Annotated in this window: 12 protein-coding genes; 3 read left to right on the plus strand and 9 right to left on the minus strand. The window is 39.1% G+C overall.

Features of this window, described 5'->3' with window-relative positions; all coding sequences use genetic code 11:
* Both ACQKN3_RS15550 and ACQKN3_RS15555 read left to right on the plus strand, forming a co-directional pair.
* Positions 1–939 (plus strand): GNAT family N-acetyltransferase, encoded by a 939-nt coding sequence (locus tag ACQKN3_RS15550; protein WP_427713063.1) that lies wholly within the window; start codon positions 1–3, stop codon positions 937–939.
* Complete coding sequence (locus tag ACQKN3_RS15555) at positions 940–1803, plus strand: ROK family protein (protein ID WP_427713066.1); 864 nt, start codon at positions 940–942, stop codon at positions 1801–1803.
* Positions 1804–1860: 57 nt separating this feature from the next.
* Here ACQKN3_RS15555 and ACQKN3_RS15560 read toward each other — a convergent pair whose 3' ends face one another.
* The 5 genes from ACQKN3_RS15560 to ACQKN3_RS15580 form a co-directional block, all read right to left on the minus strand.
* Positions 1861–2943 (minus strand): ABC transporter ATP-binding protein, encoded by a 1083-nt coding sequence (locus ACQKN3_RS15560; protein WP_251690776.1) that lies wholly within the window; start codon positions 2941–2943, stop codon positions 1861–1863.
* Between the two features lie 74 nt (positions 2944–3017).
* Positions 3018–3869, minus strand: a complete 852-nt coding sequence (locus tag ACQKN3_RS15565; protein ID WP_427713068.1) for a PucR family transcriptional regulator — start codon at positions 3867–3869, stop codon at positions 3018–3020.
* Between the two features lie 80 nt (positions 3870–3949).
* The gene (gene putP, locus ACQKN3_RS15570) at positions 3950–5434 is read right to left on the minus strand and encodes a sodium/proline symporter PutP (RefSeq protein ID WP_251690774.1); all 1485 of its coding nucleotides are present in this window, start codon (positions 5432–5434) and stop codon (positions 3950–3952) included.
* A gap of 89 nt (positions 5435–5523) precedes the next feature.
* Entirely contained in the window at positions 5524–6498 is a 975-nt protein-coding gene (locus ACQKN3_RS15575) for a proline dehydrogenase family protein (RefSeq protein ID WP_251690773.1), read from the minus strand.
* Positions 6499–6799: 301 nt separating this feature from the next.
* Positions 6800–8095, minus strand: a complete 1296-nt coding sequence (locus ACQKN3_RS15580; RefSeq protein WP_251690772.1) for a sigma 54-interacting transcriptional regulator — start codon at positions 8093–8095, stop codon at positions 6800–6802.
* A 168-nt stretch (positions 8096–8263) separates the two neighbouring features.
* On the opposite strand from ACQKN3_RS15580, the gene pruA reads away from it, so the two are divergent.
* A complete protein-coding gene (pruA, locus tag ACQKN3_RS15585; protein ID WP_008405509.1) occupies positions 8264–9808 on the plus strand; it encodes an L-glutamate gamma-semialdehyde dehydrogenase in 1545 nt (514 codons plus the stop codon).
* 90 nt (positions 9809–9898) lie between these two features.
* Here the strand turns inward: pruA and ACQKN3_RS15590 are convergent, their stop codons facing one another.
* Genes ACQKN3_RS15590 through ACQKN3_RS15605 form a run of 4 tightly spaced genes read right to left on the minus strand, consistent with a single transcriptional unit; the run spans position 9899 to position 13732 of the window.
* Positions 9899–10807, minus strand: coding sequence for an ABC transporter ATP-binding protein (locus ACQKN3_RS15590; RefSeq protein ID WP_251690771.1), 909 nt, complete (start codon positions 10805–10807; stop codon positions 9899–9901).
* A 2-nt stretch (positions 10808–10809) separates the two neighbouring features.
* Positions 10810–11856 carry an ABC transporter ATP-binding protein gene (locus tag ACQKN3_RS15595; protein ID WP_427713074.1) on the minus strand — a complete coding sequence of 349 codons (1047 nt, stop codon included), beginning with the start codon at positions 11854–11856 and terminating at the stop codon, positions 10810–10812.
* A 14-nt stretch (positions 11857–11870) separates the two neighbouring features.
* The gene (locus tag ACQKN3_RS15600; protein WP_285848940.1) at positions 11871–12803 is read right to left on the minus strand and encodes an ABC transporter permease; all 933 of its coding nucleotides are present in this window, start codon (positions 12801–12803) and stop codon (positions 11871–11873) included.
* Positions 12803–13732: an ABC transporter permease gene (locus ACQKN3_RS15605; RefSeq protein WP_008405519.1), complete on the minus strand. Its 930-nt coding sequence runs from the start codon at positions 13730–13732 to the stop codon at positions 12803–12805. Before ACQKN3_RS15605 ends, ACQKN3_RS15600 begins: the two co-directional genes overlap by 1 nt.
* Between the last annotated feature and the right edge of the window lie 21 nt (positions 13733–13753).

Below are 13753 nucleotides of genomic sequence, written 5' to 3' on the forward strand. Positions count from 1 at the left end.
ATGCTAAAGCCAGTAACAAAGGAATCTCACAAGAACATAGTAGACTTATGGAATATTTGTTTGCCTGACTTTAAGTTGTCGGATCGCTTGCTTGAACAAAATACTTGGCAATCATCTTATGTTTTAGATGAAGGAAGTGCGATAAAGGAAATAGACGGGAAAACTGTCGGTGTTGTCATTGCAAAAGTTTGGCATGAAACACACGGCGTTTCTTTAAATAAGGAGCATGGCTGGATTCAAATGCTGCTCGTACACCCGGATTACCGTCAGCAAAAAATTGCGATAGAACTTTATCAATATGCAGAACAGGCCCTTCACAATAACGGAATAAAGAAAATCCAGTTTGGCGGAGATTTAGGCCACTTATTATGCGGAGTCCCACTTGGTCAGCGGGAAGGTGTTGCATTCGCCGAAAAGTTTGGCTTTAAGAGAGTTGTCGATAGTGTAGACTTTACGAAAACGATAACAGAGCGATTGTCATTGCCTGAAAAAAACAATGTTCAATTTGTTCTATTGGAAAAAGAGGAACAACAGCAACTCATTGATTTTATGAGCAAGTCTTTTCCCGGACGTTGGACTTTTGAAGCACATGACTATTTTGCTCACGGAGGTACAGGAAGAGATTATGTCGTTGTAAAATGGGAAGGTAAGATTGTTGGCTTCTGTCGTATAAATGACGAACATAGTGCCTGGACGGGGCCGAACTATAATTGGGCAGAGCAGTTTGACCGATTAGGTGGCATTGGTCCACTAGGGGTAAATGAAGATTATAGAAAATATGGATTAGGACGTGCGGTTATTGAAGCAGCAGAATATTATTTGCAGCAACGTGGTAAAGAGACGTTCTTTATTGATTGGACAGATTTAATCGCCTTTTATGAAAAGCTTGGCTATACGATTTGGAAAGACTACGGAATTTTTGTGAAGCAGGTGGACTAAATGTGGATTTTAAGTGCTGATATCGGAGGGACAAAATTAGCACTTGCTTTATCGAAGCAAGAACAGCCTGAAAAAATAATAAAGCAAATGGAAGCAAAGAGTCCCCAGCAATCTGAATCATTATTTGAGGCCATTATTTCTGGTTTTCATAAGCTTCTGGAAGATGAAGATGGGGGGGACGTTATAAAAGTTGCGGTCGGTTTACCGGGAATATTAGATTTAAAACAAGGGCTTGTTGTATTTCAGCAAAACTTGCCATGGCGTAATTTTCCGCTCGTCCAAAGACTTGAAATGGCATTTCCGAAAGCTCAAGTTTTTATGGAAACAGATATGATGACAGCAGCAAATGGAGAATATAAAATCCGTCATTTTGAAAAAGAGACATTCATTTATGTCACGATCAGTACAGGAATTGCCTGCTGTATCATTCATGAAGGAAAGTTTTTAAGAGGTGCCGGAATTCCAGGAGAAATCGGTTTTTCGTTAACAAGCGTAGGGGCCTATTTTGAAGAAGTATGTGCTGGACCTGGTTTATTAAAGAAGTTACAGCAGCATACAAATGAAGAATGGACATTACAGCAATTTTTTGACCGCTACTATGAAAATGATGAACGTATTGTGCCGCTCATCCATGAATGGCAGCAAGAAATCGCTCAGAAAATTCATAGTTTCATCCTATTAGTAGATCCGCATGTTGTTGTACTAGGCGGAGGAGTTATGAATCATCATCCGCTAATTGTGGGTGAAATTTCCCGTTTAGTTGATCAGTATTTCAGCCTGCCATTCTTTGAACATAAAAAAGGCAGAGTGCAAGCAAGCTTAAATAAAGGCAATGCCGGACTGATAGGTGCAGCGTTGCTATAAAATATAAAAAGAAGCAGTCAGAATTTTCTCTGACTGCTTTTTCTAATTATTTACTAATCAGCGAATCCGCATTTCAGTTGCCGGATCAAAAAAGTGTGCCTTAGCTAAGTTGAAGTTAAGGGAAAGCTCCTGGCCCATAGCTACATCTGCATCTGCGTGTATTTTGCCTACAAATTGCTGGTCATCAATTGATGCATAAACAATCATTTCTGCACCGGTTAATTCGCTTACTTGCACTTTAGTTTTAACAACACTGCTCGAGTCTTGTTTATTGCCGTCATGTATATCTTCAGGACGGATACCTAAAATAATTTCCCGGTCCGTATAATTTTGTTCTTTTAATACTTTTAATTTTTCTTCGGGAATGCGAACTTTTTCGCTGGCAATTTCAAAATATTCCCCTACGACATTCCCGCGAAGGAAGTTCATAGCTGGTGAACCAATAAACCCGCCAACAAATACATTCTCAGGTGTATCATATACTTCACGAGGCGTTCCGATTTGCTGAATGATTCCATCTTTCATTACAACAATACGTGAAGCCATTGTCATCGCTTCCGTCTGGTCGTGTGTAACATATATAGTCGTCGTATTTAAACGGTAATGGAGCTTTGTAATTTCAGAGCGCATTTGTACACGAAGTTTTGCATCCAAGTTCGATAATGGTTCGTCCATTAAAAACAGTTTCGCGTCACGAACAATGGCGCGTCCTAATGCAACACGTTGGCGCTGACCACCGGATAGGGATTTTGGCTTCTTGTCCAATAATTCCGATAACCCTAAAATTGCTGCAGCGTCACGTACTTTTTTATCAATTTGATCTTTGGAGAATTTACGCAGCTTCAAGCCAAAAGCCATATTATCATATACATTCATATGCGGATAAAGAGCGTAGTTTTGGAACACCATTGCAATATCACGGTCTTTTGGTTCAACTTCATTCACTCGTTTACCCTCGATGCGTAGTTCCCCTTCGGAAATCGTTTCAAGTCCTGCCACCATACGCAATGTCGTAGATTTCCCGCAGCCTGAAGGACCAACAAGTACAAGGAATTCACCAGGTTCAACCTTTAAATGAAAATTTTCAACAGCTACATAGCCATCGGGATAACGTTTTACAAGATGATCAAAATCTAACATAAAAAACAATCCCCCTTTTTTCATATTATAAAAGATTAAGAGGGGAATGCCTTTGTGCAATGTGCTTAAAATTTTCAGGGATATTTTGTCAGTTTATTCAATTGAGCTGCTAAATAAGCTATTAGCAGATCGTCACTGCGCTTTAAGTCCAATGATGTTTCTTCAAAATAACGTTGTGTTCGATACAACAACGTGTTGCGGTGTATATGTAATTCTTTTGCGGCTGAGGACATGTTTCCATTATGGGAAAATAGCGTTGTAATGGTAGTAATCATTTCATCATTTAAATTATTGAACAGCGTATGCTGCAAATATTGTTGTAACGGCAGATTTAAATGTAACGGCAGTATAGTTAGGAAGCATTCAGAAAATGTATAGATCGTTTGATGTTGCCGTTCTAAAATAGTCTGAAACATTTTTTGTTCTGATGAGAAAGATTGGTGAAGCATCTCGGAAACTGGCAGCATTTGACCTATGAAAAGTTGTCCATGCAAATAAAAATCATTTTCCAGTATAGCAATAAAGCCTTCCAGTTCCTCCCGTGAATAATTTTTAAACAAAATAATCCAGAAAGTAGTAGGAGAAACTTCAAGAAGATAAGCATCATGCATAAAGAAAAGTTCGATAGCGTATTTTAATTGCGCGGCATCATTATTAATATGATATTGTAAAATTCGAATAGAAGAGTAAGTAGCTGGCTTTGGTACAACTCCTTGTGTCAATAATAGTAACCACGGATCCGTTTGCTCACTACATTCATGATAAAAATGCTTTAACAATAGAGCATCTCGTTCGGTTATTTCACTTTTGGCGATTTCATACCAGCATGCATTAGGCGAATCATAAAAAATTGTAGTTGCAGAATTATGGGCTGTCGGGTATGTACTATGTTGCTTAAGGGAAGGGAATAGTTGTGCAAGTTGCATAAAATAACCTCCATCAAAAGTTTTTCTGGATATTGAAAAAACGGTATATCTTATAAAAGATCATACCGTTTTTATTGTTACTATTGCTCTTCTTTTAAAATACGCTGAGTTTCATTGAACTCTTCTTCGATTTCCGCATTTGGTTTATACGTTAACATACTTACTACGACTGCAACGACTAAACACGCGATAAAGCCAGGTACAATCTCATAAAGCATGCTTGTTAAACTTTCCGTACGACCCCAAACAAATGCAACTGCGGCACCGGCAACCATGCCGGCAAGTGCTCCGTAGTTAGTAAGCTTGCGCCAGAACAGGGAAAGTAAAATGATTGGACCGAATGCTGCACCGAAACCTGCCCATGCGAATGCTACCAGTCCTAAAATTGTGCTTTCAGGATTCCATGCAACAATTGCGGCAATGATAGATACGAATAGTACAGCGACACGACCTAAAAATACGTAATGTTTATCTGTCGCAGTTTTGTTGAATAAAGCTTTATAAATGTCTTCAATCAGTGCTGAAGAAGTTACGATTAATTGTGATGAAATGGTACTCATAACTGCTGCCAAAATTGCTGCAAGTACAATTCCTGCGATGAACGGATGGAATAAAATTTGTCCTAGTACGATAAATACCGTTTCCGGATCTTTTAATTCCGTACCTTGCTGTTGGAAGTATGCTACACCGACCAAAGCTGTTGCAAGCGCACCTAGTAAACTGAAAATCATCCACCCAATACCGATACGGCGTGCACTTTTCGTTTCTTTTACAGATGAAATCGCCATAAAGCGCACAATTATATGTGGCTGACCAAAGTAGCCAAGCCCCCATGCAAGAGAAGAAATAATAGCCGCAGCTGTCACAGTAGATGGAAGAAGGCTGAACATTTCCGGATCTACCGCTTTAATGGAATCGACCGTTTCCCCAATACCGCCTGTTAGGAAAATTCCGAAAACAGGGACAGCAATTAATGTAATAAGCATAATAAGTCCTTGAATAACATCCGTATAACTAACAGCCAGGAATCCGCCAAATAAAGTGTAAGCGACAACTACTGCAGATACGAATAAAAGGCCTGTATGATAATCCATTCCGAATGAGCTTTCGAAAAACTTACCGCCGGATACCATTCCGGAAGATACATAGAATGTAAAGAATACTAAAATGATAATTCCGGATGCGATACGTAATAGTTTAGTGTTATCACGCAAACGGTTATCCAAATAACTTGGAATTGTAATGGAATCCTTTGTTACTTGTGTATAAACACGTAAACGAGGTGCTACAAGTAACCAGTTTAAGTAAGCACCGATTGTTAAACCGATTGCAATCCAAGCTTCCACAAGTCCTGATAAATAGATTGCACCTGGAAGTCCCATTAACAGCCAGCCCGACATATCCGCTGCACCGGCACTTAATGCTGTTACAGCTGCACCGAGACCGCGCCCGCCTAACATATAGTCTGTCAGGTTGCTAGTTTTTCGAAAGGCATACCAACCGATACCGAGCATCACAATCATGTAAATAATAATGGCCAACAACTGATAGCTATAATCCGACATAAAGACAACTCCTTTATTAATAATTTTTGACTAGTTTAACATGCTTCGATAGATGGTCGTCAACGCAATAAAATATGGCGCATCTGTACTTATCTATACTTTTTAGACATACGTCCGGCTAAAAATGCACCTGCTGCAACAGCTAAAATTGTATTTGTTTTTTTCGTAAATACTTGTTTTGTGACAAGAGTCAGGTTTTGCGGGCGTTCAGCTAAACGACGCATAAAGTAGCCATACCAATCATTACCAAATGGTACATACGTACAGAAGTTGTATCCTTCTTTTGCAAGGCTCAACTGCATTTCTTTACGGAAACCATAAAGCATTTGGAACTCAAATTTATCATTCGGAATATTATGCTTTTCGACAAATTGTTTTACATGATTAATTACATTGTGGTCATGTGTTGCAATTGAAGTGAATTTGCCATGTAGTAAATGGTATTCAATTTGCTCGATAAACTTGCGGTCAATATCGGCTTTATTTTGATAAGCGACAGATTCGTCTTCTTTGTAAGCACCTTTTACAAGGCGTAAACGGTAATCTTTAAAACGTTCGACATTTTCATCTGACTCGAAAAAGTACGCTTGAATTACTGTACCAACATTATCGTATTCAGCATGAATCTTCTCCAATAACTCAAATGAAGGGTGTAAACGAGCATAGTTCTCCATATCAAAATTAACAAAAATCTGATATTCATTTGCCAATGCAACGATCTCTCTTAGATTTTCATAGCTAAACTCGAAATCAATATCCAACCCCAACTGAGATGGTTTTAAAGAAATATGTGCATCAAGGTTTTCACTGTGAATGCGTTCGATTACTGCCAAAATTTGCTCTTTTGCAGCAAGTGCAGCTGACTTCTCAAACACAAATTCCCCTAGATTATCGACAGTACAAGAAATACCCTGTGCATTTAAATGCTTGATGCTTTCTATAACTTCATCAATATTTGTACCTGCAACGACACTTTGCGCCCCTAGCTTAAATCCGTATTTTTGGGCTGCAGAATTTAATGTTTGATTCTCTGAAAGTGCGATAAAAAAATCTTTTAATGACATTTTAATCAATCCCCCTGCGATTAAAAAAGTATTTTATTGTTATTGACGTGAGTATAAAACAAAAAATTCAAAAAAGGAAACAAATTTTGAAAAGTTTAGTGTTTGCTAGAAGGAAAAGCGAGAAATAGCAACGGTTTTTGCTGTAAAAAAATTTTGCTGAAATACTTTATTAAAACGTTTACATGCTCTAAAAAACATCATTTATATGACATGCATTATAATATTGCACTTTGTAAAATGAAAAACAGACCCACATAGAGCGGATCTGTTAAATGGTAATTAATAGAATATATTTCCAGTTTCACTTGCGTTTTAAGCGATATTGTAAACCTTGGCGGTGGATGCCTAGTGCTTTAGCTGTTTGTGAAATATTTCCATCATTCAGCTGTAAGGCGTGTGAAATATAATAATCCTCAACTTTACGCATATATTCATCAAGAGGCTGCAATGTTTGTCCGGAGAAGTCAAATAATTTTTGCTGCTCGGAGGTAGTTGGCTCGGCTTGCTGGAGCTTCCACTTGAAATATGCTGGGATATGTATAAGTTCCACATATTCTTCTGTTGTAAGTAATGCACTAATATCATCCAGTAACACTTCTAGTTCTTTTAAGTTTCCTGGCCATTCATAGTTCAGAAATATTTCCTCGATTTCAGGTGATAGACCTTTAACCGGGCTGCCGTATGCAATGCGTCGGCGAGCGAAATAATCGTCCACGAAAGGCTTAATGTCTTCACGGCGCTCACGTAATGCCGGTACTTGAATTGTCAAGTTAGAAAATAAGTAATACAGATTTTTGGAGAGATGACCTTTCTGGATTAGGTCAATCGGATCTTCACCAATACTTGCAATAAATACATGGTTACGTTCGGAATGTTTCTCTAGAAGCTCCACGATACGGTTTTGTGCTTCATCTGATAAAAACTCAATCCGCTCGGCAAAAAACGTATAGTTTTTTTCCTCGGCAATATATTTTTCGATTTGAGCGAGCAATGTTTCTTCATTGCGGCGGCAAATAAGTGTAATAAAGCGTTCGTTTTTTTCTGCCAACTCATGATGAATACCTTCTGCAATCATATCTTTCCCTGTCCCTGATTCACCGACAAGCATGACCGGAATTCGGCCTAGCGCGGCAATTTTAGCTTGCTGGATTACTTGCTTCATCGATTTTGAGACAGCGGTAATAATATCAAAAGTTAATGGAGCTCCGTAACGACTTAAAGGACGGTCCATTAAAAACTCCTGCTGTGTAATATCGCGGGAAAATTGAATAGCGATTTTCGTACCGTCATTAAGGGTATATGGATAATAGTCATTCATCATTGTGACTTCTTCACCACGGGCATTCCAGAACGTTTGCTTAATATGTTTAAAACTTTGACCCGAAGCTAAAACTTTTTGCAGCATATTTTGCTCCAAGTTAAAGTCAAGTGACTGTGATAAAAAGCGCTGTGTTATTTGTTCAAGTGATTCACCAGTAAGTTCGCGCATTTTTTTGTTGTAAACGATGACTCGTCCATTTTCGTCAATAGCGCAAAGACCGGTTTCTATTTTTTCAATCATAAATTCAAAAACACTAGAGTCATCTAGTTGATTCATACGGTGTAACCCCCTCCATTTTATTTTAGCATGGGAATGTCAAAATGAGATAATTTGCGTAATTTAGAAAAAATAATTGATTTAAGCATTATTATATTGCATAATTCAAATTAAGTAACATAATATGATGCAAAAATATATTGCACTTAATATCGGAGGTAATGATAAATGATTAACTATAAACATGAACCATTTACAGATTTCTCGGTAGAAGAAAACAAGCAAGCTTATTTGGAAGCGCTTAAAAAAGTAGAATCACAGCTTGGTGCCGACTATCCTCTAATTATCGGTGGCGAACGTATTACGACAGAAGAAAAAATTGTATCATATAACCCGGCAAAGAAAACAGAAGTGATTGGGTCTGTTTCAAAAGCTTCAAAAGACTTGGCTGAAAAAGCGATGCAAGAAGCAGATAAAGCCTTCAAATCATGGAAAAAAGTTAAACCTGAAATCCGTGCAGACGTATTATTTAAAGCAGCGACAATTATCCGCCGCCGCAAGCATGAGTTTTCTGCATGGTTAACGAAAGAAGCAGGTAAGCCATGGAATGAAGCGGATGCAGATACTGCAGAAGCAATCGACTTTTTAGAATATTACGGCCGTCAAATGCTGGAAATGAAAGATGGACGTAAAGTAGAAAGTCGTCCAAATGAATACAACCGTTATGATTATATTCCACTAGGGATTGGGATTGTTATTTCTCCTTGGAACTTCCCGTTCGCAATTATGGCAGGTACAACTGTAGCAGCTGTTGTTACTGGTAACACAGTATTATTAAAACCAGCATCAACAACACCGGTTGTCGCTTATAAATTTATTGAAGTGCTTGAAGAAGCAGGTTTACCAAAGGGCGTAGTAAACTTCGTTCCTGGTAGTGGAGCGGAAGTAGGGGACTACTTAGTAGACCACCCGAAAACACGCTTCATCAGCTTTACAGGTTCTCGTGATGTCGGTTTACGTATTAACGAACGCGCATCAAAATTAAGCCCAGGTCAAATTTGGATTAAACGTGTCATCGCTGAAATGGGTGGTAAAGATACAATCGTTGTTGATAAGGATGCAGATTTAGAGTTAGCTGCACAGTCCATTGTAAAATCAGCGTTCGGTTTCTCAGGACAAAAGTGTTCAGCATGTTCACGTGTAGTAATTGTAAAAGATGTATATGATCAAGTTGTAAACCGTGTGGAAGAGTTAACGAAATCATTAACAATCGGTGACCCTTCAGACAATAACAACTTTATGGCAACAGTAATCGATTCAGCAGCATTCAAAAAAATCAGTGAGTATATTGAAATTGGTAAAACAGAAGGCCGTCTAGTTGCTGGTGGTACTGCAGATGATTCTGTTGGTTACTTCGTACACCCGACAGTATTTGCCGACGTAGATCCAGAAGCGCGTATTATGAAAGAAGAAATCTTCGGTCCAGTTGTAGCGATTACAAAAGCAGATTCATTTGAAGAAGCGATTGATATTGCAAACAACACGGAATACGGCTTAACAGGTGCTGTTATTACAAATGACCGTATGAACTTAGAGTATGCTCGCGAAGAGTTCCATGTTGGAAACCTTTATTTCAACCGCGGCTGTACAGGTGCAATCGTTGGTTACCAACCATTTGGCGGCTTCAATATGTCAGGTACTGACTCTAAAGCAGGCGGACCAGATTATTTAACATTGCATATGCAAGCGAAAACAACATCAGAAGCATTTTAATTATTAAGTAATAGTCATTGGAAATTTCCTTATATAATATAGAAAGAACTCCTTCACATTGCCTCGTGAAGGAGTTCTTATTTTGTTCTTTTATTTAGCCCAGTCTTTTACTTGTACATCTGTGCCAAAGACGAAATGGCCAGGGCGGGCTTCGATTACTTTAGCAGCCGGATCATGTTCAACATGTTTGTACGGGATACGTGTACGGTTGCGTTCATAAGCCGGATCTGGCTGAGGAACTGCAGATAATAGAGACTTCGTATAAGGATGGATTGGGTTATTGTAAATCTCATCCGCACTTCCAAGTTCTAATATTTTTCCGCGATACATAACCGCAATTCGGTCTGATATATACTTTACCATCGATAAATCATGGGCGATGAATAAATAAGTTAGCCCACGTTCTTTTTGTAGTTGCTTCAGTAAGTTTACTACCTGTGCTTGGATAGAAACATCAAGCGCAGAAATCGGCTCATCTGCAATAATGAAGCTTGGGTCTAAACTAAGCGCACGGGCAATACCGATACGTTGACGCTGACCACCAGAAAACTCATGGGCATAACGGTTAGCATGCTCACGTGTCAGTCCAACTGCTTCCAGCAACTCACCAATACGAGCTTGGCGTTCTTTTTTATTTTTATACAGGCCATGGATATCAAAGCCTTCTGCAATTAATTCGCCGGCCGTCATACGAGGATTTAAACTCGCATAAGGGTCCTGGAAAATCATTTGCATTTCACGGTTGAATTGCATCAATTCTTTTCGAGACTTCATTTCTGATATGTTTTTGCCTTTAAAGGTAATTTGACCTTCTGTAATATCGTAAAGGCGGATAATAGAGCGACCAGTTGTAGATTTACCGCAGCCTGACTCCCCGACTAAACCTAATGTTTCGCCTTCATACACATCAAAGGAGATGCCATCGATCGCTTTAATCGGCTGTTTAGCAGTGCCAAAATATTGTTTTAAGCCTTGTACTTCTAATATTTTATTTGCCATAATTACATGCCCTCCTGTTGATAGCCTTTAATACGGCGTGCTACCGCATCAGGAACAGGCATTTTTGGTGCATCAGGATGCAGTAGCCAAGTTTTTGCGTAGTGTGTATCCGATACTTTAAACATTGGCGGTTCCATTTCAAAATCGATTTTCATTGCAAACTCATTACGAGGGGCAAATGCATCGCCTTTAGGTGGATCGATCAAGTTTGGCGGTGAACCCGGAATCGCCATTAACAACTCATCAGTAGAGTTGTTTAAGTCCGGCATAGAGCCAAGCAGTCCCCAAGTATACGGGTGCTGCGGATTGTAGAAAATATCTTCCACACTACCATACTCAACGATTTGACCTGCATACATTACCGCAACACGGTCCGCAACATTTGCTACAACACCTAAATCATGTGTAATGAAAATAATTGACGTATTTGATTTCTTTTGAAGTTCTTTCATCAGCTCTAAAATTTGGGCCTGAATTGTTACATCAAGCGCTGTTGTTGGCTCGTCGGCAATTAAAAGCTTCGGATCGGCTGCAAGTGCGATGGCGATGACAACACGTTGACGCATTCCGCCTGATAGTTCATGAGGGTAAGACTTATAACGTTTTTCAGGGAAAGGGATACCTACTTGATCAAGTAACTCAACCGCACGTTTTTTTGCTTCATCCTTATTTTTAACTTTATTATGCTTTAAAAGCACTTCGGTAATTTGCGTCCCGATACGCATTGTTGGGTTTAATGCAGTCATGGGATCTTGGAAAATCATTGAAATATCATTTCCGCGAACTTGCATCATTTCTTTTTCCGATAAAGGGATAATATTGCGACCATTGAAGTTGATTTCACCACCGGCATAAATACCAGGTGGTTGTGGAATTAACTTCATCAATGCGTTACTCGTTACTGATTTTCCTGAACCGGATTCACCAACGATTGCTAATGTTTCGCCTTCGTATAATTCAAAGCTTACTCCGCGTACGGCTTGTACGACACCAGCGTACGTTTTGAAATTAATACGTAAGTCGTTTACTTCTAATACTTTTTTCTTCATTGCGTACACTCTCCTTATTTACGTAATTTCGGATCAAGTGCGTCACGTAAGCCGTCTCCAACTGCGTTAAATGCGAAAATTGTAATCGAGATTAAAGCTGCAGGGAACAATAATCGCCATGGTGCAGATTGAAGTGCTTTGAAACCTTCAGAGGCCATTGTACCCCAGCTGGCTAAAGGAGCCTGAACTCCTAAACCTAAGTAGCTTAAGAAACTCTCTGTGAAAATTGCACTTGGAATAGTCATTGTCATTGTTACTAAAATAGCACCCATTGCATTTGGGATTAAGTGACGTTTAATGATGTGCCATTGATTTGCGCCTAATGTACGAGCAGCAAGTACGTACTCCTGATTTTTAATTTTCAGTACTTCACTTCGTACAATTCGCGCCATGTTTACCCAACCTGTAATGGAAAGGGCGATAATCATAGGAATTAAACCAGGTTCCATGATTACCAATAATATAATTACTACTAATAAATAAGGGATTGCAGTCAATACATCTGCGATACGCATCATAATATTATCGACACGACCACCTGCCAAACCTGCAATACTTCCCCACAAAACACCGATAATTAAGTCAATTACAGCGGCAGTAATACCGATGAATAATGAAATTCGGGCACCTTCCCATGCACGGACGAAAATATCACGCGCAAGGTCATCCGTACCGAACCAATGTGTTGCAGAAGGAGCCGTATTGTATAATCCAACATTCTGTTCATATGTATAAGAAGAGAACATCGGCGCAAAAATTGCAAATCCTGCAATTATAATAAGAAGGATTAACCCGATTACAGCTAACTTGTTATGAGAGAAGCGATAAAATACTTCTTTCCAATAAGATACTTGCTTTTTAGAAAGGGCATCTGTATTTTCTGAACGACCGACAACATCGAACATGTCAGCTGATACTTTTGGTATTTGCTGTTCGTTTTGAGCCATTATTTTTTCGCTCCTTTCAATTTAATACGTGGATCGATGACACTGTATAAAATGTCTACGATTAATACAGCCAGTAATAAAATTAATGAATAGAACACAGTCGTACCCATAATTACCGTATAGTCACGGTTTGTAATACTTGTTACGAAATGGCGACCAAGTCCTGGCACCGCAAAAATCTGTTCAATAACGAACGAACCTGTAATAACACCGGCAAATAGTGGGCCTAAATACGTTACAACCGGCAATAATGCATTACGTAAAGAGTGCTTGAACACGATTGTCCATTTTCCTAGACCTTTTGCACGAGCAAGCTTTACATACTCACTATTGTTTTGCTCCAACATACTAGAACGAGTAAGTTTGGCGATAAATCCGGCATGGGTAACAGCGATTGCCAACGAAGGTAAAATCGTATAGGCGAATCCTTTCCAGCCACTTACCGGGAACCAGCCAGCTTCAAATGCCAAGTAATACTGTAATAGTCCGGCTAAAATGAATGAGGGAACTGAAATCCCTAAAATTGCAAAGATTGTCGCGGCATAATCTCCGAAGCGATTATGATACAGTGCAGAAACAACACCGAGTAAAACACCAAGACCAATAGCTAAAACCATCGCCTGAAGACCTAAAGCAAGGGATACAGGGAAGCTTTCTGCGATAATGTCATTTGTGGAACGGCCTTTGTATTTCATTGACTCCCCAAAATCAAAGGTCATCGTGTCTACTAAATAGTCTTTATATTGGATATACCAAGGATTATCCAACCCGTATTTCGCGTTTAACTGTTCTTCGATAGCAGGTGGCAATTCACGTTCGCTTGTAAACGGGCTACCGGGAGCAAGCTGCATTAAGAAGAACGTTGCTGTAATAATTAAGTACATTGCAAGTACGATATAGAGTAATCGTTTAATAATAAAGTTAAGCAATGTCCGTACCTCCTTTTTATA

It is taken from the genome of Solibacillus sp. NPDC093137 (genome assembly GCF_050280445.1).
Lineage (GTDB): Bacteria > Bacillota > Bacilli > Bacillales_A > Planococcaceae > Solibacillus > Solibacillus isronensis_B.

Coding starts and splice junctions, on each gene's coding strand:
- ACQKN3_RS15580 (WP_251690772.1), bottom strand. CDS start 8,095: ATGAATCAACTAGATGACTCTAGTGTTTTTGAATTTATGATTGAAAAA.
- pruA (WP_008405509.1), top strand. CDS start 8,264: ATGATTAACTATAAACATGAACCATTTACAGATTTCTCGGTAGAAGAA.
- ACQKN3_RS15555 (WP_427713066.1), top strand. CDS start 940: ATGTGGATTTTAAGTGCTGATATCGGAGGGACAAAATTAGCACTTGCT.
- ACQKN3_RS15550 (WP_427713063.1), top strand. CDS start 1: ATGCTAAAGCCAGTAACAAAGGAATCTCACAAGAACATAGTAGACTTA.
- ACQKN3_RS15565 (WP_427713068.1), bottom strand. CDS start 3,869: ATGCAACTTGCACAACTATTCCCTTCCCTTAAGCAACATAGTACATAC.
- ACQKN3_RS15590 (WP_251690771.1), bottom strand. CDS start 10,807: ATGGCAAATAAAATATTAGAAGTACAAGGCTTAAAACAATATTTTGGC.
- ACQKN3_RS15595 (WP_427713074.1), bottom strand. CDS start 11,856: ATGAAGAAAAAAGTATTAGAAGTAAACGACTTACGTATTAATTTCAAA.
- ACQKN3_RS15560 (WP_251690776.1), bottom strand. CDS start 2,943: ATGTTAGATTTTGATCATCTTGTAAAACGTTATCCCGATGGCTATGTA.
- ACQKN3_RS15600 (WP_285848940.1), bottom strand. CDS start 12,803: ATGGCTCAAAACGAACAGCAAATACCAAAAGTATCAGCTGACATGTTC.
- putP (WP_251690774.1), bottom strand. CDS start 5,434: ATGTCGGATTATAGCTATCAGTTGTTGGCCATTATTATTTACATGATT.
- ACQKN3_RS15575 (WP_251690773.1), bottom strand. CDS start 6,498: ATGTCATTAAAAGATTTTTTTATCGCACTTTCAGAGAATCAAACATTA.